Origin of the sequence: Microbacterium sp. NPDC019599 (assembly GCF_040632175.1) — a bacterium.
GTDB lineage: Bacteria > Actinomycetota > Actinomycetes > Actinomycetales > Microbacteriaceae > Microbacterium.
On sequence record NZ_JBEYBL010000002.1, the window covers coordinates 586991 to 611646 of the forward strand.

The window sequence follows — 24656 nt, forward strand, 5'->3', positions numbered from 1 at the left end:
CGCCGTGCGTTTCCGGAAAGTCTGCGGTGCGTCACCCCACCGAAACACGGAAGGACGTACCGTGGAATATGGCGCCCTCGACCGACCACTCTCCGCGATCGACGGTCGTCGCTCTCGTCGGATCAGAGAGCGACGTCCTCCTCTCCGGCCTCCACGGCCTGCCTGCACTGCTCGCGCTGTCCCTGCACGGCGCCGAGCCCGCCGAGGCCTCGCGGGCGCTCGCGACGGCGACGACTCCGTACGTCGTGCACGACGCGGATCCCCTCGAGCACGTCGCCGCGGCGTGGGTCGAGCTTTACGGCGAGCAGTCGACGCTGGGGACCCTCGAGCTCGAGGTCGACACGGTCCTGGCCCAGTTCGACTCGGGCGTCGCCGTCATGCCGGACTACTACATCGTGCTCGGACCCGACGCGATCGACGGCACCTGGCGGCACTGGTGGCTCGGAGCGCTCGCGCATCGGGCCCCGTCCCGCGTCCTGCCGGTCGAGGCGTCCGGCTCGGCCTTGCGCGCGCGGCTGCGGGCCCTTCCCGCCTCGCGGCCCTGGCCCGAGCCGGCCGAGTGGCTCCCGCGCGTGCACTTCGACATCCCCGACCGCGTCGGCCTGCGCGACGAGCCCGGGGCCGCCTGACCTCCGCTGCGGGACGGATGCTGCTCCCGCGGTGCCACGATGGTTCCATGCCCGAGCCGATCGACATCGTCGCCGCCGTCATCGAGCACGACGGGATGCTGCTTGCCTGCCGACGCGCGCCGGGCAAGGCCGCGGCGGGCCGGTGGGAATTTCCGGGCGGCAAGGTCGAGCCGGGTGAGTCGGGCGAGGATGCGCTCGCGCGTGAGATCCGCGAGGAGCTCGGCGTCGGCATCCGCGTGACCGGGGTGCTGACGGCCGACGTGACCGGGCCGATCCGGCTCATCTGCCTGCGCGCCGAGCTTCTCGGCGAGCGCCCGACGGCCAGCACCGACCACGACGAGCTGCGGTGGGTGGCTCGGGGCGAGCTCGCCGATCTCGACTGGGCCGATGCCGATCGGCCGGCGGTGGAGCTGCTGAGCCTGCAGGCCGACAGGACGTAGTCTCCCGTCATGGTCGACCGCGCCGACAAGCCCGAGCTGCACGTGGACACGGTCGCGGAGTGGGAGGCCTGGCTGGAGTCCGACCCCGACCCGGGCGGCGTCCGCCTGCGACTGCGGAAGAAGGCGACGACCCGACCAGGGATCACCTACGCCGAGGCGCTCGATGTCGCGCTGTGCTTCGGGTGGATCGATGGACAGTCGAAATCCGTCGACTCCGACTACTTCCTTCAGACCTTCACGCCACGGAGAGCCCGAAGCCTGTGGTCGAAGGTCAACATCGGTCACGTGACGCGGCTGATCGAGGAAGGTCGCATGCGGCCCGAGGGTCAGCTCGAGATCGACCGCGCCAAGGCGGACGGGCGATGGGACCGGGCTTACCGGCAGCGCGACGGCGACCTCCCGGTGGAGCTGCAGGAAGCACTCGACGCGGATCCGGAGATCGCCAGCGCCTTTGCGGCCCAATCGGCGCAGAATCGGTTCGCGATGGCCTTCCGCGTGGCCAATCTCAAGCGGCCGGAATCACGTGCTGCCCGCGTTGCCCAGTACGTCGAGATGCTGAAACGGGGAGAAACCCTGCACTGACGGCTACGGCTCGAGGACGTGTGGGCGTGATGCCCCCGGTCAGGTCGTGGAGTTCATGTGCGTCTGACGGCGCGGTCGCGCAGGCGGGTGGGGGAGGTGGTGACGGGTCTCCACCGGAGGGTGGGGTCGTACCATCGCGGGGCTTGGATTTCGGGATGCCGTGGTTGATCCGGATCCGCCAGGTGCCGGTGTCGATGAACCGGTGATGGGTCCAGCAGAGCAGCACACCATTGTCGGTGTGCGTCGGCCCGCCGTTGGCGTGGTCGGTGACGTGATGCACTTCGCGTGGTCGCCGCGGGCATCGCTGCGCAGAGTCATGCACGCCGTGGCGCCGACGCTCGTTCCGGCAACCGAGGGCGCACGAAACCCCACGGTGGATGTCGTCAGTGGCGCGGCTTGCGGCGCGGGCGGTCGTCGTCGCGGCGCGCCCCGCGCCGGGGGCCGCCCGTGTCGAGCCGCAGTTCGATGAGCCGCCCCGAGATGCGGGTCCCCTCGAGTCGGTCGAGCGTTGCCCGCGAAAGGTCGGCGGGGAGCTCGACGAGAGAGAAATCCGGCCGGATCTGGATCGCCCCGAAGTCGTCCCGCTTGAGGCCGCCCTCGTTCGCGAGCGCCCCGACGATCTGGCGGGGCTCGACGCGATGGCGCTTGCCGACGGCGATCCGATAGGTCACCATCCCCTCGCGGCGCGCGCGAGGCCTCCGCTCGCCGCCGTCGCGATCGCGGTCGAAGCGCCCCGGCCGCTCGCCGCGGTCGCGGTGCGACGGTTCCGGGTCGGGCTCCAGCAGGAGCGGCGACTCGCCCTGAGCGACCACGGCGAGGGCGGCCGCGACATCCACTTCCGGGACGTCGTTGTGCCGCACGTAGTGGGCGACGATGTCGCGGAAGCGGTCGATGCGCTCCGTCTCGCCGAGGGCCGCGGTGATGCGGTCGTCGAAGCGCGCGAGGCGCGTGACATTGACCTCGTCCACGCTCGGCAGCGGGATCTCGGTGAGTTCCTGACGCGTGGCGCGCTCGATCGCCCGCACGAGCCCGCGCTCACGCGGCGTCACGAAGCTGATCGCGTCACCCGACCGTCCGGCGCGGCCGGTGCGGCCGATGCGGTGGACGTAGGACTCGGTGTCGGTGGGGATTTCGAAGTTCACGACGTGCGAGATGCGCTCGACGTCGAGGCCGCGGGCGGCGACGTCGGTGGCGACGAGGATGTCGAGCTTGCCGGACTTGAGCTGGTTGATGGTCTTCTCGCGCACCGGCTGTGCGACGTCGCCGTTGATCGCAGCCGCCGAGAACCCCCGCGCGCGCAGCTTCTCGGCGATCTCCTCCGTCACGCTCTTCGTGCGGCCGAAGACGATGATGCCGTCGAAGTTCTCGGTCTCGAGGATGCGCGTGAGGGCGTCCATCTTCTGCTGGTACGACACGACGAGGTAGCGCTGCGTGATCGTCGACGACGTCGTCGTCCTGGTCTTGACCGTGATCTCTTCGGGGTCGCGGAGGTATTGCTGCGAAATGCGCCGGATCGCCGCGGGCATCGTCGCCGAGAACAGCGCGACCTGCTTCGCGTCGGGAGTGTCGGCGAGGATCGTCTCGACGTCTTCCGCGAAGCCCATCTTGAGCATCTCGTCGGCCTCGTCGAGCACGAGATACTTCAGCTCCGTCAGGTCGAGCGTTCCCTTGTCGAGGTGATCCATGATGCGTCCGGGCGTGCCGACGATGACGTGGACGCCGCGGCGGAGGGCCGACAGCTGCACACCGTAGCCCTGGCCGCCGTAGACGGGGAGCACGTGCACGCCGCGCAGGTGCGAGGCGTACTTCTCGAACGCCTCGCACACCTGCAGCGCGAGCTCCCGCGTCGGGGCGAGCACGAGCGCCTGCGGCGTCTTCTGCGACAGATCGAGTCGGTCGAGGATCGGCAGGGCGAACGCCGCGGTCTTGCCCGTGCCGGTCTGCGCGAGACCCACGACGTCGCGACCGGCCAGAAGGGTCGGGATCGTCGCGGCCTGGATCGCCGACGGCGTCTCGTACCCGACGTCGCGCAGTGCCGCGAGCACCGAACCGCCCAATCCCAGGTCGGCGAACGTCATCGTGGCGGGCTCCTGCGGAGCCGCTTCCTCGATCGGAGCATCGGACGTGGTCACGCTTCAGAGTAGTGCGCGCTCCTTGCACGGCGACCCGCCCCTACAGAAAAAGCCCCGACCGTTACCACACAGCCGGGGCGAGACGAATGAGAAGTTCGCCTATCCCGATGAGCGTACCGCGCGCACCTGGGAGATGGCCCGGCGTCGGTCGACTCCGTTCGATCTCACCTGGCGCACTCCCGCACGCCGGCAGCGCCGCACGCGGCGCGGCGGAGCTGGGATGAGGACCGCAGGGATTCCGCGCCCCGCCGTCACGGCGTCCACCACGGTCGCAGCGGAAGGTCGCCGTCGTCGCTGTTGCCCTGCGAGTTGACGGCAAGCACGTGGTGCAGCTCGATCCCGCCCGATTCGAAGGCGAGCCGTGATCCGGCCATGTACAGGCCCCACACCTTTGCGGCCGGAAGTCCGATCTCGGCGACTGCTTCGTCCCAGTGCTCGACCAGGTTGGCGCACCAGTCGCGGAGCGTCAGGGCGTAATGGGGACGCAGGTTCTCCTCGTGCAGCACCTCGAGGCCGGCATCCTGTGCCTCGGTGATGATGCGACCGGAACCGGTCAACTCGCCGTCCGGAAACACGTAGCGGTCGATGAAACCCTTCGCGGCGGGCTCGGCCTGGTTGTCGCAACGGGTGATGCAGTGGTTGAGCAGCAGGCCGCCCGGGCGCATGCGCGAGCGCAGGAAGCTGAAGTACGACGCGTAGTTGCGCACCCCGATGTGCTCGAGCAGCCCGATCGACGAGACCGCGTCGAACCCCGTCTCGGCGATGTCGCGGTAGTCGCCGAAGCGCACCTCGGCATGCTCGTCGAGCCCTTCCTCGGCGATGGCGCGCTGCGCCCACGATGTCTGCTCGCGCGACAGCGTCACGCCGACGGCCTGGACGCCTCGGCGCGCGGCGTAGCGCACCATGCCGCCCCACCCGCATCCGACGTCGAGCAGCCGGTCGCCCGGCTTCAGCCGCAGCTTCTCGAAGACGAGCCGGTACTTGTTCTCCTGCGCCTCCTCGAGCGCGGCGTCGACGCGCGGATAGCAGGCGCACGTGTAGGTCATCGACGGACCCAGCACCCACTCGTAGAAGCTGTTCGAGACGTCGTAGTGATGGTGGATGGCCTCGGCATCGCGGGTCTTGCTGTGCCGCAGGCCGCCGGCGACGCGCCGCCAGCGCGGGGGCACCTCCTGCGGAGGTGGTGCAATAGGCCGAAGATGCTCGAACCCGATCGAGCGAACGATCCGGCCCATGAGCCGCGCCGGCGGCCGCGTGAACTCGAGACTCTCGGCGAGGGCTTTGAGCAGCTCGTACGGGTCGCCCGGGTGCACCCCGTGGATGTCGAGATCGCCGGCGATGTAGGCCCGCGCGAGCCCGAGATCACCGAACCCGGTGACGAGGTAGGTCGTGCCGCGGGGCGTCTTCAGATCGAGTCCGAACGGCGCCTCCTCGGGTCCGGCAGAACTGCCGTCGTACGCGGTGAATCGCAGGGGCAGCCGACCCCCCGCGAAGATCTCGAGCACGTCCGCGAGGGTCAGCCTTCCGGCCTCCGCTTCGGCCTTGTCTGCCGCGTCGCCACCAGCCGCGGCATCCGTCCGGTCCTTGAATGTGGTCATCGTCGTTGCACAGCCTTCTGGTAGAGCTCCAGCAGTCGAGCGTCGGGGTCGTACCGCGTCTTCACCGACCGGTAGTCGGCCCCGCCGTAGAGCTTGTCGAAATCGTCTCGCGTGTAGTACGCATCGGAGTAGAGCGACTTGTGCCCGTCCGATTCGCTCACCCGGCGCTCGATGAGCCGGTTCGTCTCACCTTCGGTCGCCCCGATCGGCACCGTCGACCAGAAGCCGACGTTGACATACATCTCGCGCGGACGCAGCGGGTACAGCGGCCACGCGTCACCGTCGCGCAATCGCAGCGGACAGAGCCATATCGGCGCGATCGGCACGTTCCCGAGGAACCATTCGACGAACTCGGCGCACCGCGCGATCGGCACTTCGACGTCCTGGATCACGCGCTCACGCGCCGGCCGGCCCCGCAGCTTCTCGAGGCGATCGCCGATGTCGAATCGGCGTTCCAACCGCATGAGCCTGCCGTACGTTGCGCTGCGCAGGTACCGCCGCGGCCACAAGCGACGGACGAGAGGATGCTGCGCCCCGAACGCCGCCGAGCACCAGAACCAGTCGGTGTCCCACCGCCACAGGTAGTCGTGGATGGTGAGCCGGTCCGCTTTCGTGGCGTCGTCGTGCTGGATGGACCGGTAGTAGATCCGTCCGCCGGTGTAGTCGCTGACGGGGCCCGGCGCGGAGGTCTGCGTGCCGACGCACAGGTAGCTCTCGTCGGCGCTGAACACGACGCCGTCGAGGTAGTCCACCGGCAGGTCGTCCAGACGACGGGTCCTGGCGACGCGGTCCATCGCCGCGATCAGATCGGCGATCGCATGGAACCGCACGTGCGTGAGCGCCACGAACGGCCTGACGGTCTCGAGCTCGATCCGCAGGCGCACCGCGTAGCCCAGCGTGCCGTAGGAATTGGGGAAGGCTCGAAACAGGTCGGCATGCTCGCCGGGCGATGCCGTGACCACCTCGCCTGCTCCCGTGAGGATGTCCATCTCAAGTACCGATTCGTGCGGCAGCCCGCTGCGGAACGACGTCGACTCGATGCCGAGCCCCGTCACCGCGCCGCCGAGCGTGATCGTCTTCAGCTGCGGCACCACAAGGGGTGCCAGCCCGTGAGGCAGCGTCGCGGCCACGAGATCCTCGTAAGCGCACATGCCCGCCACGTCCGCCGTTCGCCCAGCAGGATCGACGTTGATGACGCCGGTCAGTCCCGACGTGTCGAGGCCACCGGCATCTGTGCTCGCACGCGTGCGGAACAGATTCGAAGTGCGCTTGGCCAGCCGGACCTGAGCACCCTGCGGCAGCGCCCGATAGCTCTCGAGCAGCCGCCGCACGCCGACGGCGTGAGCAGTGCGGGCGTCAGTCGCAGCAGCGGACACGGCCCCACGCTAGTCCGCGGCGGGGTTCGGGTGAAGGATCCCCCTCGCCGCCAGTCTTCGGGCACTCAGAGCCGGCGCCGGACTCGGGTGCGGTGTTCCGGTTCGATGAGGGTGTTTCGCGGGTCAGGTCGTCTGGCAGAGTGCCGGCGTGCCGTCACCTCAGGAGAAGGTGAGTACTCGACGAGCCCGCCGGCGAGCGAGCCCGCCTGCGGCGCGACCCCCGTCTCGGAGAGGCTTCTCGGCTACCGTGAAGGCATGACGCGCCCCGCTCCGATCCAGGACGTCCCGATCGGCGGGGACGGCATCCGCCTCGGTCAGTTCATGAAGTTCGCCGGGCTCCTCGACTCCGGTGGGGACGTGAAGGAGGCCATCATCGACGGCTTCGTGATGGTCAACGGCGAGGTCGATCGCCGCCGCGGCCGGCAGCTGCAGCTCGGCGACGTCGTCACTTTCGAGGGGCGCAGCGTCCGCGTCTGCCCGTAAGCGTGAGGCGGCGCCAGGATCGCTGAACCCTCCCCGAACCCTGCGACATTCACCGGTTTGGAACAATGAAGCATGGCTTCCGAACCAGTTCCCCCGGTCGACGTCGAAGCAGGTGAGCGGATGTGGCGCGAGTATGCCGCCGCCCACCCTGAGGCCGTCGCGGCATGCCGCGAGCACACGATCGAGCACTTCGGCGACTCGCAGCGGCTCGCTGACGAGCTCCTCGCCGAGGTTCTGAGCGGGAGGAAGCGCGCGACGTCGGAACTCGTCGCCGACTTCACGGCGCGCGGCGATGAGCTGCCCCGCGTCGGGTCCCACTGGATCGCGTGCGACGGCCGGGGCGTGCCACAGATCATCATCCGGAGCACCGAGCTGCGGCTCGGCCCCTTCGCGAGCGCCGACGACGCATTCGCGGCCGACGAGGGCGAGGATGACCTGAGCCTCATCAGCTGGCAGGCGAACCACCGTCGATATTGGAGCCGGGTGTCGGCGGCTCGAGGGCGTCAGTGGTCCGAGGACGATGAGATCGTCTTCGAGCGCTTCACCGTGGTCTGGCCTCCGCAGCACGCCGACTGAACCTAGCCCCGGAGGTGCTCGCCGAGGGCTTCGAGCAAGCCTCGGGTTCCTTCCTCGCGATCGGGGCCGTCCGCCCAGAACTGGTCGAAGAACATCCCGTGCTCGACGTGCGTGAGACGCGTTCCTTCGGAGATCTCCTCGAACTCGAAGGATGCCACCGACGTCGACATGTGGATGCTGTCGAGCCACATGTCATAGGTCGTCACGATGCGGACGTGCTCGACGATGTCGGTGTAGACGGCCTCGTAGCGCGACAGCGGGCCGCCGTGGAACCTCGCCTCGTCGACATCCCGCCCTCCTACGCGGAAGTCGAACCGCCACTCGCCGCGCTCGAAGGTGTCGGTGTCGCCGAGCCAGCCGCGCTTCTCCTCCCCGTCCGAGAAGGCCTGCCAGACCCGCGCGACGGGTACGGGATAGTCCCGGGTGAGGGTGAATCCGGAGTGCGCGATGCGGCGCTCGATCGACATGGACCTGTCCTACCGGCGGAAGGTGACGTGGATGGTGCCGCTCTCGGCGACCTCGGTCGCCACGGTGTGGGTGTGCTCGAGACCGCGGAGGTCCTCCCACACGCGATTGCCGCGCGCGAGCACGATCGGCGCGACGGCGACGTGCAGGTCGTCGACCAGGCCGGCGCGCAGGAAGTCGCGCGCTGTGCGTATCCCGCCGCCGACGCGCACGTCGAGACCGCCCGCCGCGGCGCTCGCCTCGGCGAGCACGTCCTCGATCGCCCCGCTGCGGAAGTGGAACGTCGTGCCGCCGTCCATCGGGATCGACGGGCGTGGCGCGGAGTGGGTCAGCACGTAGACGGGAGAGCCGAACGGCGGCTGATCGCCCCACCAGCCCTTCCAGTCAGGGTCGTCGGGGTACGCGTGGAGGCCGAACATCGCGGCTCCCATGATCTCGGCGCCGACGCCCTCGAAGAACGCCGCGGCGTAGGACTCGTCGACGCCGGTCGTTCCCGCGCCGCTGGCGTCGCCGAAGACCTTCTCGCGGAACGTGCGGGTCGCGGCGTACGCCTCAGTCAAGGGCCCCCAGTCCTCCCCCATCGGATTGTCGGACGAGGGATCGGGCGCCGCCGTGTAGCCGTCCAGCGACGAGAACAGGTCGATGCGAACGCGGGTCATGTCAGATCTCCTTGGTGGTCGAGCGGGCCAGATGGATGCCGAGGCGGTCGGCCTGGCGCTCCGCGGTAGTGCGCTGTTCGCCGAGCCACACGTGCAGGACGTCCAGGGCACCCGGTCGCAGGCTCACGGTGCGCACGCGCCCTTGCTTGCTCGACGTCACGACCCTCGCATCCTCGAGGACGCGCAGGTGCTGGAGCAGCGACGGCAACGCCATCGAGAACGGCGCGAGCAGCTCGGACACCACTGCCGGCGACTTCGAGAGCCGTTCCACGACCGCCCGGCGAGTGGGGTCGGCGAGCGCGCGAAGCACCGTGTCGACCTCCTCGCGATAGTTAGGCATGTACCTAACTATTGCGGATGACGTGCGCCTCGTCAACCATCGGCGCCCCGTGGGATCGGCCGATAGCCTGACCTCAGGAGGGCATCATGTCGACACCGAATGAAGAGATCCGACCCGGGTCGGAGATCGACCTCGCGATCGAGCGAGCGCTCGCGGGAGCCGATCTGCGCGCAGGAGACGCCACGACGTCCGCCGCCTTCGTCGTCCAGGACGAAGAGCCCGCTCCCGTCGAGGACGGCGTCGGCGGCCTCGACGGCGGCGACTGACGGAATCGGGTCGGACTGAACGAACTTCATGCCGAGCAGAGTCGCGCGGGCGGAATGGGAACGGGGGCCGGGCCCGAAGGCCCGACCCCCGCATCCGGTCAGGTGACTACTTCACCACGTTGAAGGCATTCACGTTGCCCGCGCCGTAGAAGCCGTTGCGCGCACCGCCGGTGCACGTCGCCTGGTACTGCGGGAGGGTCGGGCGGGGGTTGTACACGCCCTCGGGGCACGGCAACGGGGTTGCGGTGCGCTCGAGGAACGACGCCAGCGCGTTCGCCGTCAGGTTCGGGTGCGCCGACAGTGCGAGCGCCGCGACACCGGCCGCGTGCGGTCCAGCCATCGACGTTCCCTGCGAGTACCCCCAGCCACCGGGAACGGTGGAGAGCACCGCGTGCTCGATCGTCGACACGGTGGGGTCGGGCTGACGCGTGTCGCCGCCGGGGGCGGTCACGTCGACGACTCCCTGTCCGTATGACGAGTAGTAGCTCTTCAGCTGCTCCGTGCCGACGGCCGACACCGTCACGACACCGGGCGCCTCGGCCGGCAGGTCGCGGCATGCGCCGGTGATCGTGCGGTCTTCGACCGGGAAGCTGCCGTCGTTGGGGCTCGACGAGTCGACGAACTTGTGCTGGAGGTCGACGTTGCTGTTGCCGGCCGACGCGATCGTGAGGGTGCCCTGCGACGAGGAGTACCGCAGCGCGCGCTGGACAGCCTGCCAGACCGGTCGCTGACGGGGGTCGTTCACGCAGTTGAACTCCCACGGGTCGATGAAGTAGCTGTTGTTCGTGATCGGCATGCCGTGGTCGGCGGCCCATAGATAGGCGCAGATCGCGGCCTCCGGGTAGATGAAGCCGTCGTCGTTCACGACCTTCACAGAGGCGACCTTCACGCCGGGTGCCACGCCCGCGATGCCGACGCCGTTGATCGCCGCGGCGATCGTGCCCGCAACGTGCGTGCCGTGCGACGAGGTCGTCGGGCTCCACGCCGCCTGGCTCGTGTCGACGACACCGCCCAGGCACGACGCGCTCTGGTCGAACGCGACCTGGGTCGCGAGGTCGGGGTGGGTGGCGTCGATGCCGGAGTCGAGCACGCCGACGACGATCGACGGGTCACCGGTCGTGATCGCGTGCGCCTCGGGGACGTCGATCTGCTCCATGTCCCACTGACGGCTCCACAGCGGCTCTCCCGTGGGGTCGCCGGTGGCGTCCACCGCAGCGGAGTCGACGGTCTGGAGGACCTCGTCATCGGCGAGCGTCGTGCCGAGGCCGCTCGTGGAGGCGACGGCTTCGACGCCCGCGCCGGCGACCTTCTTCTCGAACGACGTGTTCGTCGAGCGCGCGACGAGAACGCCGATCTGGTTGTACGTCGCCACGACGCTGCCGCCCGCGGCGGCGACCCGTGCCGCAGCGGCCGCCGTGCTCTTCCCCTGGGGGGCCAGAACCAGATACGTCGTGTCGGGTCCGGTTGCCGCGGCCGGTGTGACGGCAGCGGCGATCATGCCGACGGTGAGGGCGAGGACGGCTGTGCCGCCGATCACCCTGTGCTGATACTTCATGTGTCTCCTCCATTGGATGACCGGCATCGACCGGGTGGGCCGTGCCGTCGGCCCCGCTCGGGGTGGCGAGGGGGCCGCTGCTGCGTCGTCGCAGCACTCCCGCGATCCTATGCACGGCATGCCGCCCGGCGCATCACCCGTGGCAGCCGCCGCGCGGTGTGATATGCGGATGTCTCGACCTGCCGGTCAGAGCTTGTAGCCGATCGCGCGCAGCAGATCCCGGCGGTCGGCGACATCCTGCTCGGTCTCGACCCCCACGGGCGGCTCGCCGTCGACCACTCCTGCAACGCCGCGGCCGGCATCCGTCACAGCGACGAGGACCTGCACCGGGTTCGCCGTGGCGCAGTAGATCGTGCACACCTCCGGCACTGCCTTGACCTGGTTGAGGACGTTCACGGGGAAACCGTCCCGCAGCATGATCACGAAGCAGTGTCCGGCGCCGACCGCCAACGCTCCGGCGACCGCGAGATCCACGAGCGCGGCGTCGTTTCCCGTGCGCCTGACCAGGCGGGCACCGGATGCTTCGCAGAACGCGACGCCGAACTTCAGGGTGCCGCCCACCCCGGCGAGCGCCTCGTGCAGGTCTTCGACGGTCTTGATGAAGTGGGACTGGCCGAGGATGACGTTCACGTCCTCCGGCTTCTCCAGCGGAACGACCTCGATGTCGACAGCCACGATGACCTCCTTGGACGCCGCCAGGATAGCCCCGCACGATCGCCGCCGCACCGGCCGGAGTCTCGCGAACAGTGCAGGCCTTCCATCCGGGCGCGAGCGCGATCAGTATGGTCTGGTCGGCATCGAGCGAGATGGGACCACCATGAGCGTTTATCGGGTTATCGACGTCATCGGCACGAGCGCTTCCTCCTGGGAGGATGCCGCCCGAGAAGCCATCAGCACCGCCGCCGGATCGCTGCACGATCTCCGCGTCGCAGAGGTGACGAAGCAGGACGTCGTCGTCGGCGACGACGGTGCGCTGCTGTTCCGGTCCCGGCTCCAGCTGTCGTTCAAGTACGCGCCGGAGTGAGCCGGCCCTCGTTCCTCCCGTCGGTCGGCGGCGACCGACGGGTGACCGTGGCGGGCCGCGACGGATGTCGATAGCCTGCCCTGGTGTCCGAGCGCGCAGTGCCCATCCTGCCCAGTCGCGACCTGGCGAAGACCCTCCGGTTCTACGAGGCGCTGGGCTTCGAGAACCGCGGCGCGCCGCCGGAGGAATGGAACTACCTCATCCTGGGGCGCGGCGACGTCGAGCTGCACTTCGTCGAGGATGATTCCGTCGATCCCCTTCGGACGGCGAGCGCCTGCTACGTCTACGTGAGCGACGCGGATGCGCTGTTCCGAGAGTGGTCCGGCACCGTCCGACCCGACCAGGCCACCGGCACGCGGGTCACGCATCCCGTCGACACCGACTACGGCATGCGCGAGTTCGCGGTGGTCGACGACAACGGGAACCTCATCCGGATCGGGACGGACATCTCCTCGGCCTCCGCCTGACATCACGACCCTAGGCTCGAAGCATGAGGTCGCGGGCGGAGAATCCATGGCGCTGCCCGACGTGCGGCGACGCGCTCAGATTCGAGATCCTCGACGACGAGCGGTTCCTCGTGGCGTGGTCGTGCCTCAACTGCGGGCTGATCCGGACGACCGAGCCGGTCTAGCCACCTCGACAGCGGCCCGCGCGGGCGGTCAGTCGTCGTGGAGCTGTGCGAAGTAGGACAGGCCGACGAGCATCCCTTCCGGGCTGAGCAGTCGGGAGATCGTCTGACCCCACGGCTCGACGTGGGTCGAGGCGAGGATCTCGTGACCCGCTTCGCGGAGTTGCCGCTCGCCTGCCTCGACGGCTTCGGGTGAGGCGAGCTCGAACTCGAGCCAGGCCTGCGGCACCGGCAGGTGAGCCGGCCACTCGGTGCTGCCGAACGTGGACTCGGCAGCATCCGACAGTCGCCACAGAGCGAACACCTTCACGCCGCCGAGCGACTTCGTGTCGAGGTAGCCGGGCGACTGCTCCTCGAACGTGATGCCGAGGGCTTCTCGATAGAACGCCCGAGAGGCGCCGTCGTCTCGAACGATGGGACCGAAACCCGCCACGAACTGCACGTCCATGCCCTCACGATAGGCCGAGACTCCGACACGCCCGATCCACCGGATCGGGATCAAGCCGCGCGCACACGTCGGCAGGACGGTCGGGCTCTCCTCAGGTGCGGGACGGCTCGCCGATGATGTGCTCCGGCGTGACCTCGCGCGTCGCGACGATGTCGCGGTAGATCCCGAGCTTGCGGTCGAGCCGCGCGAGGTGCTCGCGGTCCTCCGCCATGCGCGTGACGAGGGCGGCGTGATACCGCTCGAGCACAGCGATGCGGTCGGGGATCGTGTGGTCGCCCGCGTGCGTGAGGGCGACGAAGGTCTTCATCTCGCGGATCGGCATCCCCGTCGCGCGCAGGAGCTGGAGGAAGCGCACCCACTCGATGTCGCCCGGCGAGTAGCGGCGGTGGCCGCTCGGGGCCTTGTCGATCTGCGGGAGCAGCCCCTCGCGCTCGTAGTACCTCAGCGTGTGCTTCGAGACGCCCGTCTCGGCGGCGGCCTGGTCGATGGTGAGCGGGTCCATGATCCGCAATCTAGTCGCTTGACTTCGAGTGCGCTCGAACTTCTACCGTCGGATCCATGACGACACGACAGACGACCCTCCGGCCCGCCTTCCTCTTCGGAGAGACCGAGATCCCGCTCGCTCCCATCGCGGTCGGCGCGATGCTGATGGGCACGCGCACGCCCGAGGACGAATCGCGGCGCATCCTCGACCACTACCTCTCCGAGGTCGTTCCGCGGTTCGCGGGCGCCGACGGCACACCGGCGCGCGGCATGGTCGACACGGCCGACTGCTACTGCTGGTGGGAGATGCCTGGCGAGTTCGGCGGCCACAGCGAGCGGCTCCTCGGCCGCTGGCTCGCCGACACCGGCGCCCGCGACGCGGTCTACCTCGCGACGAAGGGCACGGCGACGCTCACCGACCTCGACGACGTGTGGCTCCCCGACGGGACGGCGAACTGGGAGGTCGCGCGGACGAAATTCGTCGGCGCCTCGCGCCCCGTGCTCGAGCAGTCGCTCGCGGCTTCGCTGGAGCGGCTGGGGGTCGACGCGATCGACCTGTACTACACGCACGTCGACGACCCGCGCACACCGCTCGACTTCTCCGTCGGGACCATGGCCGACTTCGTGGCCGATGGCCGCATCGGCGCCTACGGCTGGTCCAATGTCAGCACCAGGCGGCTCGCGGACGTCTTCGCCGTCGCCGCCTCGCGCGGCTGGCCTGCACCGACCGCGCTCCAGCAGCAGCACAGCTTCCTGCGTCGACGTCCGGAGGTCGAGCACCTCAGCATCGTCGACGCCGGTCAGCTCGACTTCCTGCGGACGCACCCGGGGCTCCAGCTCGTGGCGTACTCCCCCGTCCTCAAGGGCATGTTCACCGATCGATCGAAGCGTGCGGACGACTTCTGGATGATGGAGCCCTACGCGGGCCCGGACGCAGAGGCACGATTCGCGGCCGTCGACCGGGTCGCTTCCGAGTCCGGTGCGACAGGCAACCAGGTGGTCCTCGCATGGATGCTGTCCGCCCGCTCGCCGCGTGTGCTCCCGCTCATCGGCGCACGCAGTTTCGACCAGTACCTCGAGTGCATCGAGGCACTGGATGTCGAGCTCACGCCGGCGATGCTCGAAGAGCTCGACGCGGCAGGGGCCTGAGCACCGGCGCGCGCGGCCGGCTCGGCAGGCCGGCCGCGCGGCGCCTCGGCTCAGTCGGTCGCGATGCCGTGCTGCTCCGCGTGACCGTCGAGCAGCTCCCAGATCCTCAGGTGCGCGTCGAACCAGCGTTCCGCCCGATTCGGGGTCTCCGCCTGCAGGATCGCACGAAGCTGCTCAGCCAGCTCCGCCGCAGCGGGAGCGTCGTCCAGCTCGGGCAGCAGCCACTTCTGCCCGGGCGCGGGAAGCCCTGCCGCCAGGAACCACGTGCGGGCCGCCGCCGCAGCGGTCTGACCGTTCAGCAGCAGCTGCACTGCGACATCCGGTCGGGCGAGGGCCGACACCGCCTGGTTGCGGGCGAGTCGATAGGCGCGGTACGCCTCGCGGGCGAGCCGCGGTCCCTCCTGTTCGAACCGGGCGGCGATCTCCGTCCGATACCGCTCACCCACGCCGGACCCGCGATGCAGCAGCACCGCCGTGCGGAGTTCGTGCGCCCACGTCGACAGGTCCTCGGCGCGCCGATGGACAGCATCCGCCCCCATGACCTCGAGGTCGACGGCGCCGACGGATCTCCACGCGATATGGAACGCGAGGTCCGGCCGTCCATCGAGCGCCGGCCGCACGACCCCGAAGGCCGCATCCACCGTCGCCTGGTCCGGCGACTCCGACGTCGGCTCAGCGACGACCGTGAGCAGGATCGTGTCCCAGTCGCTCAGCTCGTCGTCGTGGCCCGTCGCACGCGATCCGACGAGGTACCAGTCCCCGCTCACCAGCAGCGGGCCGAGCGGAGAGCTCAGCCCCGTGCCCCGCAGCTCCGCCACCGTCTTGACCACGTCTGCCCGCCCAATCCTCGCCTGCTCGTCGGCTCCGCACTCGAGCCGCTTGCCGCACGGCCTGCGGTGGTTTCGCGCTGTTCCCGACCCGTTCCGCGTCGCACGACTGCGGTCGCGGATGTGCGGTGCCATGATGGCGGAAACACCGTCCTCCGCGCCATCGCGGGACGGCGATCCGAACCCGATGTCCTCGTCCGTTCGTTCGAGTCATCCCGTCGAAAGGTGAACCATGGCACTACTGGGTCGTCGAGAAGAGCGTCAGGAGCGGCGCGAGGAGCGGCGCGGAGGCGGGGACAAGGAGATCTTCCAGATGAGGGAGAAGCTCGTGTCGGTCGGCGATGACTACTGGATCGAGACCAACACCGGGCGGCGTGCCTTCAAAGTGGACGGGAAGGCCCTCCGCATCCGGGACACGCTCGTGATCCGCGACCTCGCCGGCAACGAAGTGGCCAGGATCCAGGAGCGCAAGATCGCGATCAGGGACACGATGTCGATCGAACGTCCCGGCCGGCCGGACGCGTCGATCAAGAAGGCCCTCATCAACCCGCTGCGCGAGCGCTACACGCTTCAGGCCGACGACATCGGCGAGATCTCCATCCAGGGCAACATCGTCGACCACGAGTACGAGTTCGAGCGCGGCGGCTCGAAGATCGCCGAGGTGTCCAAGCGATGGCTGCGCCTTCGCGACACCTATGGTGTCGAGATCAGCCCGGGTGAGGACATCGCATTGATCCTCGCCGCCACGGTGGCTCTCGACCAGATGTAGCTCCGCGCAGGGCACAAGCCAGTCGAGTCGCCAGGACACGCGGCTCGCGATGCCTCGGCATCGGCGTGTCCTGGCGACTCGACCAGGGGGCAGTGAGACTCAGGCGGGGATCGTGTGATCCCGCACGAGGTCGGCGTACCAGTGGCCCGAGTCCTTCACGGTGCGCTCGAGCGTGTCGAAGTCGACGCGCACGATGCCGAACCGCTTGGCGTAGCCGTAGCCCCACTCGAAGTTGTCCAGGAGCGACCACACGAAGTAGCCGCGCAGGTCGACTCCGCGCGAGAGCGCCCGGTGCGCGGCCGTGAAGTGGCGGCGGAGGTAGTCGAGGCGATCGGCGTCCGGAACCGAGCCGTCCTCGGCGACCTCGTCCTCGAAGGCGGCACCGTTCTCGGTGATCATGAGCGGCTGCTCGGGGAACTGCTCCGAGAGCGAGACGAGGAGCTCCTCGAGCCCCTCGGGCGCGATGTTCCAGCCCATGGAGGTGTACGGCCCCGGCTGCTCGACGAACTCGACGAACTGGTCGCTTCCGGGCCACGCCGTGCCGCCGGCGGCGCCTTTGTGCCCGTCGTTCATCTGCTTCGGCGAGACGCCGTCCCACAGCGCCACCGTCGCGGTCGAGTAGTAGTTGACGCCCAGGACGTCGATCGGCTGGTGGATCGTCGCGAGGTCGCCGTCCTGCACGAACGACCAGTCGGTGACGGATGCTGTGTCCTCGAGCAGATCCGCGGGGTACTCGCCGCGCAGCATGGGCCCGGTGAAAGCGCGGTTCGCGAGGCCGTCGATGCGGCGCATCGCCTCGGCCGCGCCATCCCCGACTCCCCGCAGCACGTGGAAGTTGAGCGTCACGGAGTACTCGGGCGTCCCGGTCGAGGTGGCCCGCAGCGCCTGCAGCGCCCGGCCGTGCGCGAGGTTGAGGTGGTGGACCGCCGCGAGGGCTGCCGCGGGCTCGTGCCGGCCGGGCGCGTGCCCGCCCTGACCGTAGCCGAGGTACGCCGAGCACCACGGCTCGTTCAGGGTCGTCCACGTGTGGACGCGGTCGCCGAGCGCGGCACCCATGATGGCCGCGTACTCCTCGAACGCGTCGGCCGTCGCGCGGACGGGCCAGCCGCCGGCATCCTCGAGCAGCTGCGGGAGGTCCCAGTGATACAGCGTGGCGACGGGCTTGATGCCGCGCTCGAGCAGGCCGTCGACGAGCCGCGAGTAGAAGTCGATGCCCTTCTGGTTCGCGGGGCCCGTGCCGGTGGGCTGGATGCGCGGCCAGGCGATCGAGAAGCGGTACGCGTCCAGACCCAGATCCTTCATGAGGTCGAGGTCGCTCTCGACACGGTGGTAGTGGTCGCACGCCACGTCCCCCGTGTCGCCGTTCCACACCTTCCCGGGGGTCTTCGAGAACGTGTCCCAGATCGAGGGGCCGCGGCCGTCCTCATCGAACGCGCCCTCGACCTGGTACGACGCGGTCGCCGAGCCGAAGGTGAAGCCCGGCGGGAAGACGAGTCCCGAGTCGCGGTAGTCGGTGCGGCCCTGCGTCACAGCTTCTTGCACATTCGTCATCGTGTCACTTCCGAGAGGTCAGCGGTGAAGGTCTGGCTGCGGCCGTCGGGCGTCGTGACGGTGACGGACTTCTGCCCCTCGCCGCCCGCGAACACGCGCAGCGCGAGCCCGTCGAGGTAGTCGTAGTCGGGCCGGTCGTGGCGTGCACCCCACGGGATGACGGCGCCGGGCCGGACGTAGATCGGCAGCGAGGTGAACCCGTGGTTCTCGCGACGCCAGCCGCCGCCCTGCACCTCTTCGCCCGTCAGGAGGTGCGTCCACGTGCCTGCGGGCAGGTAGAACTCCACGTCCCCCGACGGCGTGAAGACAGGGGCGACGAGGATGTCGGGGCCCAGCATGTACTGCCGGTCGAGATACGCGACCGAGGGGTCGTCGGGGAACTCGACCTGCATCGGCCGCGCGAGCGCGATGCCCGTCGCCGCGGCATCCACCCCCGCCTGGAACAGGTACGGCATGAGCTGCATCTTGAGGTGCGTGAAGACGCGCGTGACCTCGACGGCCTCCTCGTCGAACGCCCACGGCACGCGGTACGAGCCCGAGCCGTGGAAGCGCGAGTGCGAGCCGAGCAGGCCGAACGCGGTCCAGCGCTTGTAGACCCCGGCATCCGGTGTTCCCTCGAACCCGCCGATGTCGTGGCTCCAGAACGCGAAGCCGCTGAACGCGAGCGAGAGCCCGCCGCGCAGCGTCTCGGCCATCGATTCGAAGGTCGAGGTGTTGTCGCCGCCCCAGTGCACGGGCATCGACTGGCCGCCGGTCGTCGCGGAGCGCGCGAACACGACGGCGTCGCCCTCACCGCGCGCGTCGACGAGGACGTCGTGGACGGCCTTGTTGTACAGCTGCGTGTAGAGGTTGTGCATGCGCGACGGGTCGGAGCCGTCGAAGTACTCCACCTCGAGGGGGATGCGCTCGCCGAAGTCGGTCTTGAAGCAGTCGACGCCCTGGTCGACGAGCGCGCGCAGCTTCGACTGGAACCACCCGGTCGCGTCGGGGTTGGTGAAGTCGACGAGACCCATTCCCGCCTGCCACAGGTCCCACTGCCACACCGAGCCGTCGGGGCGCTTGACGAGGAAGCCCTGCGCGGCGGCCTCGGCGAACAGCGGCGACCGCTGCGCGATGTACGGGTTGATCCACACGCAGACGCGGAGGTCCTTGTCGTGCAGGCGCGCGAGCATTCCGTCCGGGTCGGGGAAGACGCGCGGGTCCCACTCGAAGTCGCACCAGTTGAACTCGCGCATCCAGAAGCAGTCGAAGTGGAAGACCGAGACGGGCAGCTCGCGCTTGGCCATCTCGTCGATGAACCCTGTGACGGTCGCCTCGTCGTAGTCCGTCGTGAAGGAGGTCGACAGCCACAGGCCGTACGACCACGCCGGCACGATCGGCGGGCGTCCCGTGAGCGCCGTGTAGCGGGTCAGGACGTCCTTGGGCGTCGGGCCCGCGATGACGAAGTACTCGAGCTCCTCCCCCGCGACCGAGAACTGCACGCGCTCGACGGCCTCGGAGCCGACCTCGAACGACACGTGGCCGGGGTCGTTGACGAGGATGCCGTAGCCCCGGTTCGAGAGGTAGAACGGGACGTTCTTGTACGCCTGCTCGCTCGACGTGCCGCCGTCGGCGTTCCAGATGTCGATAGTCTGGCCGTTCTTGACGAGCGGTCCGAACCGCTCGCCGAGGCCGTAGATGAGCTCGCCGACGCCGAGATCGAGCTGCTCGTGGATGTACGTGTGCGACGTGGGCGCGCTCAGGCCCGTGCGGGCGTTGCCGGCGACGCCGTGGCTGACGTCGGCGCGGTCGGCGAGCTCGATGAATCCCTGCGCCTTGTGGCCGCTGCCGGTCACCCGCGTGCCGTCGACCTCGAAGGAGAGGTTCCACGGCGTCCCCGGCGCGATGCGCGCCGTGAGCGGACCGCTCGTGAGCACGCCCCCGTCGTCACCCGCCGAGGCCGTGCCGGCACCGCTGACGGCGCCCGGCAGGTCGAACCCGCCGTGCCACGCGCGACCCTTGTGGTGCGAGATGCGCACCCGCACGATGCCCTCGAGGGGCGAGGAGAGCTCGACCGTGAGCGTCGGGCGGTTCAGGATGTCGCCGCGCTTGGCGATCACGATCGTCGGCGCCGTCACGACCAGTCCGTCGCCGTCCGCCGTCGCGTCGGTCGGCCAGATGTCGAAGGCCTCTTGCGAGTAGAGCGCCGTGACGCCCGGGCGCAGCTGCCAGAACCCGTCGGTGAACTTCATTTACTTGACTGCTCCTGCCGTGATGCCGCGAGTGAGGGTGCGCTGGAAGATGAGGAAGAAGATGATCGTCGGGACGATGCTGATGAGCGCCGCTCCCGCCGTCGTCGTGACGTCCATGAGCCGATCGCCGGTCAGGACGCTGATCGCGACCGGGACGGTGTGGTTGGCGTTCGAAGGCAGGAACGTCAGCGGGATGAGGAACTCGTTCCACGTCCAGATGAAGAAGAAGATCAGCAGGACCGACAGCGTGGGTCGGCTGATCGGGAAGACGACGCGCCACAGGATCTGCCAGCGCGACGCCCCGTCGAGGGATGCCGCCTCCAGCACTTCCTTCGGGAACGTGCCGTACACCGAGGACAGCAGATACGTGCCGAACGCCGCCTGGATGACGGTGAAGACGATGATGACGGACCACACGTTGTCGTACAGGTCCACCGACTTGAACATGTAGTACAGCGGATAGAGCAGCGCCTCCTGCGGCAGCAGGTTCGCGAGGAGGAACAGCAGCACGATCCACGTGCGTCCCCGCACGCGCCCGATGCCGATCGCGAAGGCGTTGAGCACCGAGATGAGCACGGCGAGCACGGCGACGACGCCCGAGATGAAGATCGAGTTCCAGACCTTCTGCGGGAAGTTCACGCGCTCCCAGAAGGCCTGGATCCCCGAGAGGTCGATTGCCTGCGGGAGGGCGAAGGGGCCCGACGTCGCGTAGTCGATCGGCGACTTGAAGGCGTTGACGAGGATCAGGTAGAAGGGCACCAGGATGACGATCGCGCCGAGGATGACGGCGGCGAGCAGCATCCAGTCGATGGTGCGCTTCTTGGTCATGCCGCCGCGGGCGCGGCGGGGCTTGCGCGGGGTGAGAATTGCGGTGGTGGCGGCCATCAGAGTCCCGCCCTTTCCTTGCGCTCCAGCGAGCTCTGCACGCGGATGAAGATGATCGAGACGGTGACGACGAGGACGGTGAGCACGGTGGCGATCGTGGCTCCATAGCCGATGTCGCGCTTCGTGAAGAACTCCGTGTAGGCGTAGTACGCGGGGACGAGGGTCGCGCCGGCGGGGCCGCCCTGCGTGATGACGTACACCGGACCGAAGACCTTGAGCGCCGCGATCGTGCACGTGAGGGTCACGACGAACACTTCGGGCCGGATGATGCTCAGCGTGATGGCGCCGAACCGCTGGAACCAGTTCGCGCCGTCGAGCTCGGCGGCTTCGTACAGCTCGGGATCCACGCGCTGCAGGGCCGCCATGAAGACGACGACCGGGTAGCCGATCTGCACCCATACGAGCACGCCCATGAGGACGAGCAGGGCGGAGGGCATCTGGCCGAGCCAGTCGACGGCGGGGATGCCGAAGATGCTCAGGATCTGGTTCATCGCGCCGGTTGCGCCCGGACGGAACATCCAGCCGATCACGATGCCCGCGACCGCGATGGGGAGGATCTGCGGGAGGTAGTAGGTGGCGCGCAGGAAGCTGCCGACCTTGCCGCCGAACTTGCGTCCGACGACGTCGAACAGGAGCGCCGCGACGATGAGGCCCACGATCGTCGGGACGACGACCATCGCGAGGACCATCCAGACGGAGTTCGTGAACGACGTCCAGAACTTCTCGTCGGTGAAGATCTTGAGCCAGTTGTCGAGGCCGATGAACTCGGGGGTGCGGACGCCACGCCACTTCGTGAACGTCAGGTAGACGTTGAAGAGGAGGGGGATGACGACGATGACGAGCAGCAGGACGAAGCCGGGCAGGAGGTAGAGCCAGTATCCGGCGGTGCCGCCCTTGCGCTGCGGGATCGACGGTTCCTCGCGGGGAAGCTTGGTGCGCTCGGCGGCGCGGGTCGCGCGGCGGTTTCCGCGCGTGGCGCCGCTGTCGGCGCGTGTGGCGCCGAGGTCGGCGCTCGTTTCAACAGTCATTGTCGACTCCCAGTGGGGCGGGGCGGCGGGTTCAGCCGCCGCCCCGCGATCGGGTCAGCGGAAGTCCGCTGTTCCTTCTTCGTACTCGGCGCCGAGGTTCTCATTGGTCGTCGCGGCGTCCTGCGTCCCCGTCACGAGGCCCTGAAGCTGCTGGACGATGACGTCGTAGAAGCCGGCCGCGGGCCAGTCGGGGTAGAACGACAGGCCGTCGTTGTCGAGGATGCCGTTGAAGGTCGCGATGAGCTCCTGGCTCTTCGGGTCGGTGATGTCGGCGGGGTCGGCGGCGACGGGCACACCGCCGTTGTTGCCGATGATCGCCTGGATCTCGGGGCGCATCGTGATGTCGATGAACTCGTACGCGAGCTCCTTGTTCGCGGCGTTCTCGGGAACGACCCAGAGGTTGCCGGACGAGCCGAGCGAGAGCGTCGAGTCGGGGAAGGCCTGGTACGTCCAGTCGAAGCCGGTGGCCTGCTCCACGAAGCGGCCGTACCACCACGAGCCCGACACGAAGATCGGCGCCGTGCCGTTGATGAACGAGACGCCGGCGTCCTCGGCCTTGACCGATGAGACGTCGGAGGCGATGTAGCCCTCGTCCACGTACTCCTTGAGGGTCTCGGTCGCGTAGGTGAGCTCGGGGCCCTGCCAGTCGACGGGGTTCTCGTAGAGCTGGTAGTCGTTGACGAACTGGCGGTCCGCCTGCGACAGCGCGAGCTGGTACCAGAGCTGACCGAGCGGGTACTCGGCGCCCGCCTCGGCGAGCGGCGTGATGCCCTGCGCGACGAACGCGTCGAGCACGTCGATGAACTCGTCGTAGGTGGTGGGGACCTCGAGGCCCGCCGCCTCGAACATGTCGAGGTTGTAATAGACGCCGACGAACTCGCCGTAGTTCGGGATGCCGTACCAGGTGTCGCCGCCCATGACGCCGTCTTCGGTGTACTTGGCCGTCGTCTGCAGCGAGGGGGCGAGCTTGTCGGCCCAGCCGTACTCGTCCACGGCGTCGGAGATGTCGGCGATCAGGCCCGTCGAGGCGAGGAAGCCGGCGGTCGCGTTGCCCTTGTTGAACTCCATGAGGTCGGGAGCGGCATCCGAGTCGAGCACCTGGCTCGCGGTCTTCTGGATCTGCTCGAACGACTTCTGCTCGAACTCGACCGTCGCGCCGGTCTCCTCCTCGAAGACCTTGATGGCCTCGTTCCAGGCCTTGGCCATGGCGCTGTCTTCGCCCTCGTAGTGCCAGAGCTTGAGCGTGTCGCCGCTCTCGCCCTCGGACCCGCCCGCGGCGCAGGCCGACAGCGCGAGCGCGGCGACGGCGAGCGTCCCGGCTGCTGCGAGGGTCCTCTTCTTGGTGATGCGTGCCATCCTCGGCACTCCTTTCTCGGTTCCCGGGGATCCCGGGCGGGTGGGGTTCCGCGGCGGAGCCGGTGCGGCTTCGGCGACGCGGAGGCGGTATGGAGTTTTTCGGGTGAGGGTCAGACCCGTCGCGAGCCGGGCGGGGCCGCGACGGAGGCTCGGTCGTAGTAGACCGGAGGCAGGAGGTGCAGCCCCGGTTCGGGGCGCTCCGGGGTCAGGCTCCGGACGGCGAGTTCGACGGCGAGATCGCACGACGACTCGGGGACGAGCGGTATGACGTCGAGCGCCTGGGGAAGGACGCCGATGTCAAAGGATGCCGCGACCGACACGATCGAGACATCGCCGGGGATGCCGAGCCCGCGGTCCGCGATCTCGCCGAGCACCGCCTCGTGGACGTCGTCGGTCGCGTGGACGAGAAGGGCCGTCGCGCCCGCGTCGAGCAGCTCGGCCGTCGCCCGACGCGTCACGTCGGCGCTCGACATCCGATCGCCCGACACGCGGAAGTCGTGGCGCAGACCGCGCTCGGTGGCGCGGCGCTCGAAGGCGGTGCGCACGCGCGGAGGGAAGTTCGACTTCTCGTACGCGACCTGCGGCTGCCCGATCAGGCCGATCGCGCGGTGTCCCGCGTCGGCGACGCGATCCACGGCGAGCTGCGCGGCGGCGTCGAAATCGAGGTCGACGCACACGAGGCCCTCGTGGTCGTTCGGGACCCCGATGAAGACGGACGGCGTGTCGATCGAGCGCGCGAGCGCGACGCGCTCGTCGTCCGGTGCGACGTCGAGGACGAGGATCGCGTCGACCAGGCCCGTGGCGGCGACGCGTGCCATGCCGGCCGAAGCCTGCTCGTCGGTCAGGAGCAGCACGTCGTAGTCGCTGCGGCGCGCCGCGACGGCCGCCGCGAGCACGAACGACATGTGGGTCGGAGCGTGCGTGTCGCGGCGCAGCGGCTCGGTGAGGGCGAAGATGTGCGTGCGGCTGCCGGCCAGCATCCGGGCGCCGGCGTTGGGACTGTAGCCCAGGTCGCGGACGGCCTCCTCGATGCGCTTGCGGGTCGCGGGGGCGACGGGGCGCTTGCCGCTCAGGGCGTACGACACGGTGCTGATCGACACGCCGGCGGCCTCGGCCACCTCGTTGATCTTCGCCATGCGGACTCCGTCGTGCGTGCGGCTGCCAGCGCCGCCAGTG

Annotated in this window: 28 protein-coding genes; 11 read left to right on the forward strand and 17 right to left on the reverse strand. The window is 69.2% G+C overall.

What is annotated here, in order from left to right:
* Positions 1–68 precede the first annotated feature (68 nt).
* The 3 genes from ABZ477_RS06160 to ABZ477_RS06170 are packed head-to-tail and all read left to right on the forward strand — an operon-like array spanning position 69 to position 1651.
* A complete protein-coding gene (locus tag ABZ477_RS06160; RefSeq protein WP_360129445.1) occupies positions 69–629 on the forward strand; it encodes a hypothetical protein in 561 nt (186 codons plus the stop codon).
* A 47-nt stretch (positions 630–676) separates the two neighbouring features.
* A complete protein-coding gene (locus ABZ477_RS06165) occupies positions 677–1069 on the forward strand; it encodes a (deoxy)nucleoside triphosphate pyrophosphohydrolase (RefSeq protein WP_360129448.1) in 393 nt (130 codons plus the stop codon).
* A gap of 9 nt (positions 1070–1078) precedes the next feature.
* A complete protein-coding gene (locus ABZ477_RS06170) occupies positions 1079–1651 on the forward strand; it encodes a YdeI/OmpD-associated family protein (RefSeq protein WP_360129451.1) in 573 nt (190 codons plus the stop codon).
* Positions 1652–2034: 383 nt separating this feature from the next.
* Here ABZ477_RS06170 and ABZ477_RS06175 read toward each other — a convergent pair whose 3' ends face one another.
* From ABZ477_RS06175 to ABZ477_RS06185, 3 genes are all read right to left on the reverse strand, one after another.
* The gene (locus ABZ477_RS06175) at positions 2035–3729 is read right to left on the reverse strand and encodes a DEAD/DEAH box helicase (protein WP_360129838.1); all 1695 of its coding nucleotides are present in this window, start codon (positions 3727–3729) and stop codon (positions 2035–2037) included.
* A gap of 305 nt (positions 3730–4034) precedes the next feature.
* Complete coding sequence (locus ABZ477_RS06180) at positions 4035–5381, reverse strand: class I SAM-dependent methyltransferase (protein ID WP_360129454.1); 1347 nt, start codon at positions 5379–5381, stop codon at positions 4035–4037.
* Positions 5378–6757, reverse strand: coding sequence for an FAD-binding oxidoreductase (locus ABZ477_RS06185; protein WP_360129457.1), 1380 nt, complete (start codon positions 6755–6757; stop codon positions 5378–5380). Before ABZ477_RS06185 ends, ABZ477_RS06180 begins: the two co-directional genes overlap by 4 nt.
* 255 nt (positions 6758–7012) lie before the next feature.
* On the opposite strand from ABZ477_RS06185, the gene ABZ477_RS06190 reads away from it, so the two are divergent.
* A complete protein-coding gene (locus ABZ477_RS06190) occupies positions 7013–7240 on the forward strand; it encodes an RNA-binding S4 domain-containing protein (protein ID WP_360129460.1) in 228 nt (75 codons plus the stop codon).
* Between the two features lie 72 nt (positions 7241–7312).
* On the forward strand, positions 7313–7816 hold the full coding sequence (locus ABZ477_RS06195) for an ASCH domain-containing protein (protein ID WP_360129463.1): 504 nt from the start codon (positions 7313–7315) through the stop codon (positions 7814–7816).
* A gap of 2 nt (positions 7817–7818) precedes the next feature.
* Here ABZ477_RS06195 and ABZ477_RS06200 read toward each other — a convergent pair whose 3' ends face one another.
* The 3 genes from ABZ477_RS06200 to ABZ477_RS06210 are packed head-to-tail and all read right to left on the reverse strand — an operon-like array spanning position 7819 to position 9280.
* Positions 7819–8283, reverse strand: coding sequence for an SRPBCC domain-containing protein (locus tag ABZ477_RS06200; RefSeq protein ID WP_360129466.1), 465 nt, complete (start codon positions 8281–8283; stop codon positions 7819–7821).
* Between the two features lie 9 nt (positions 8284–8292).
* Positions 8293–8940, reverse strand: coding sequence for a dihydrofolate reductase family protein (locus tag ABZ477_RS06205; RefSeq protein WP_360129469.1), 648 nt, complete (start codon positions 8938–8940; stop codon positions 8293–8295).
* Between the two features lies 1 nt (position 8941).
* Complete coding sequence (locus ABZ477_RS06210) at positions 8942–9280, reverse strand: metalloregulator ArsR/SmtB family transcription factor (RefSeq protein ID WP_360129472.1); 339 nt, start codon at positions 9278–9280, stop codon at positions 8942–8944.
* Positions 9281–9366: 86 nt separating this feature from the next.
* On the opposite strand from ABZ477_RS06210, the gene ABZ477_RS06215 reads away from it, so the two are divergent.
* Positions 9367–9546, forward strand: coding sequence for a hypothetical protein (locus ABZ477_RS06215; protein ID WP_360129475.1), 180 nt, complete (start codon positions 9367–9369; stop codon positions 9544–9546).
* A gap of 106 nt (positions 9547–9652) precedes the next feature.
* On the opposite strand, the gene ABZ477_RS06220 is transcribed toward ABZ477_RS06215, so the two are convergent.
* Both ABZ477_RS06220 and ABZ477_RS06225 read right to left on the reverse strand, forming a co-directional pair.
* Complete coding sequence (locus ABZ477_RS06220) at positions 9653–11101, reverse strand: S8 family serine peptidase (protein WP_360129478.1); 1449 nt, start codon at positions 11099–11101, stop codon at positions 9653–9655.
* A 186-nt stretch (positions 11102–11287) separates the two neighbouring features.
* A complete protein-coding gene (locus ABZ477_RS06225) occupies positions 11288–11776 on the reverse strand; it encodes an adenosine-specific kinase (protein ID WP_360129481.1) in 489 nt (162 codons plus the stop codon).
* 1 nt (position 11777) lies between these two features.
* Between ABZ477_RS06225 and ABZ477_RS06230 the strand changes: the two genes are divergently transcribed.
* The 3 genes from ABZ477_RS06230 (at position 11778) to ABZ477_RS06240 (ending at position 12756) form a co-directional block, all read left to right on the forward strand.
* Complete coding sequence (locus ABZ477_RS06230; protein WP_360129484.1) at positions 11778–12125, forward strand: dodecin family protein; 348 nt, start codon at positions 11778–11780, stop codon at positions 12123–12125.
* 83 nt (positions 12126–12208) lie between these two features.
* Positions 12209–12592, forward strand: a complete 384-nt coding sequence (locus tag ABZ477_RS06235) for a VOC family protein (RefSeq protein ID WP_360129487.1) — start codon at positions 12209–12211, stop codon at positions 12590–12592.
* A 23-nt stretch (positions 12593–12615) separates the two neighbouring features.
* The gene (locus ABZ477_RS06240; protein WP_360129490.1) at positions 12616–12756 is read left to right on the forward strand and encodes a hypothetical protein; all 141 of its coding nucleotides are present in this window, start codon (positions 12616–12618) and stop codon (positions 12754–12756) included.
* A gap of 28 nt (positions 12757–12784) precedes the next feature.
* Here ABZ477_RS06240 and ABZ477_RS06245 read toward each other — a convergent pair whose 3' ends face one another.
* Together ABZ477_RS06245 and ABZ477_RS06250 are read right to left on the reverse strand one after the other, a co-directional pair.
* A complete protein-coding gene (locus ABZ477_RS06245; protein ID WP_360129493.1) occupies positions 12785–13201 on the reverse strand; it encodes a VOC family protein in 417 nt (138 codons plus the stop codon).
* 91 nt (positions 13202–13292) lie between these two features.
* Positions 13293–13703 (reverse strand): MerR family transcriptional regulator, encoded by a 411-nt coding sequence (locus ABZ477_RS06250; RefSeq protein ID WP_360129496.1) that lies wholly within the window; start codon positions 13701–13703, stop codon positions 13293–13295.
* Between the two features lie 56 nt (positions 13704–13759).
* Here ABZ477_RS06250 and ABZ477_RS06255 point away from each other — a divergent pair, with 56 nt between their 5' ends.
* Positions 13760–14833 carry an aldo/keto reductase gene (locus tag ABZ477_RS06255; protein WP_360129499.1) on the forward strand — a complete coding sequence of 358 codons (1074 nt, stop codon included), beginning with the start codon at positions 13760–13762 and terminating at the stop codon, positions 14831–14833.
* A 50-nt stretch (positions 14834–14883) separates the two neighbouring features.
* Here ABZ477_RS06255 and ABZ477_RS06260 read toward each other — a convergent pair whose 3' ends face one another.
* Positions 14884–15663, reverse strand: coding sequence for a hypothetical protein (locus ABZ477_RS06260; RefSeq protein ID WP_360129502.1), 780 nt, complete (start codon positions 15661–15663; stop codon positions 14884–14886).
* Between the two features lie 229 nt (positions 15664–15892).
* On the opposite strand from ABZ477_RS06260, the gene ABZ477_RS06265 reads away from it, so the two are divergent.
* Positions 15893–16429, forward strand: coding sequence for an LURP-one-related family protein (locus tag ABZ477_RS06265; protein WP_360129505.1), 537 nt, complete (start codon positions 15893–15895; stop codon positions 16427–16429).
* A gap of 99 nt (positions 16430–16528) precedes the next feature.
* Here ABZ477_RS06265 and ABZ477_RS06270 read toward each other — a convergent pair whose 3' ends face one another.
* From ABZ477_RS06270 to ABZ477_RS06295, 6 genes are all read right to left on the reverse strand, one after another.
* The gene (locus tag ABZ477_RS06270; RefSeq protein ID WP_360129507.1) at positions 16529–17980 is read right to left on the reverse strand and encodes a GH1 family beta-glucosidase; all 1452 of its coding nucleotides are present in this window, start codon (positions 17978–17980) and stop codon (positions 16529–16531) included.
* A complete protein-coding gene (gene yicI / locus ABZ477_RS06275) occupies positions 17977–20211 on the reverse strand; it encodes an alpha-xylosidase (protein WP_360129510.1) in 2235 nt (744 codons plus the stop codon). Before yicI ends, ABZ477_RS06270 begins: the two co-directional genes overlap by 4 nt.
* Positions 20212–21096 carry a carbohydrate ABC transporter permease gene (locus ABZ477_RS06280; RefSeq protein ID WP_360129513.1) on the reverse strand — a complete coding sequence of 295 codons (885 nt, stop codon included), beginning with the start codon at positions 21094–21096 and terminating at the stop codon, positions 20212–20214.
* The gene (locus ABZ477_RS06285) at positions 21096–22124 is read right to left on the reverse strand and encodes a sugar ABC transporter permease (RefSeq protein ID WP_360129516.1); all 1029 of its coding nucleotides are present in this window, start codon (positions 22122–22124) and stop codon (positions 21096–21098) included. The genes ABZ477_RS06280 and ABZ477_RS06285 overlap by 1 nt, the downstream gene beginning before the upstream one ends.
* A 54-nt stretch (positions 22125–22178) precedes the next feature.
* Positions 22179–23480 carry an extracellular solute-binding protein gene (locus ABZ477_RS06290; RefSeq protein ID WP_360129519.1) on the reverse strand — a complete coding sequence of 434 codons (1302 nt, stop codon included), beginning with the start codon at positions 23478–23480 and terminating at the stop codon, positions 22179–22181.
* 110 nt (positions 23481–23590) lie between these two features.
* Complete coding sequence (locus tag ABZ477_RS06295; RefSeq protein WP_360129522.1) at positions 23591–24616, reverse strand: LacI family DNA-binding transcriptional regulator; 1026 nt, start codon at positions 24614–24616, stop codon at positions 23591–23593.
* Positions 24617–24656: the final 40 nt, after the last annotated feature.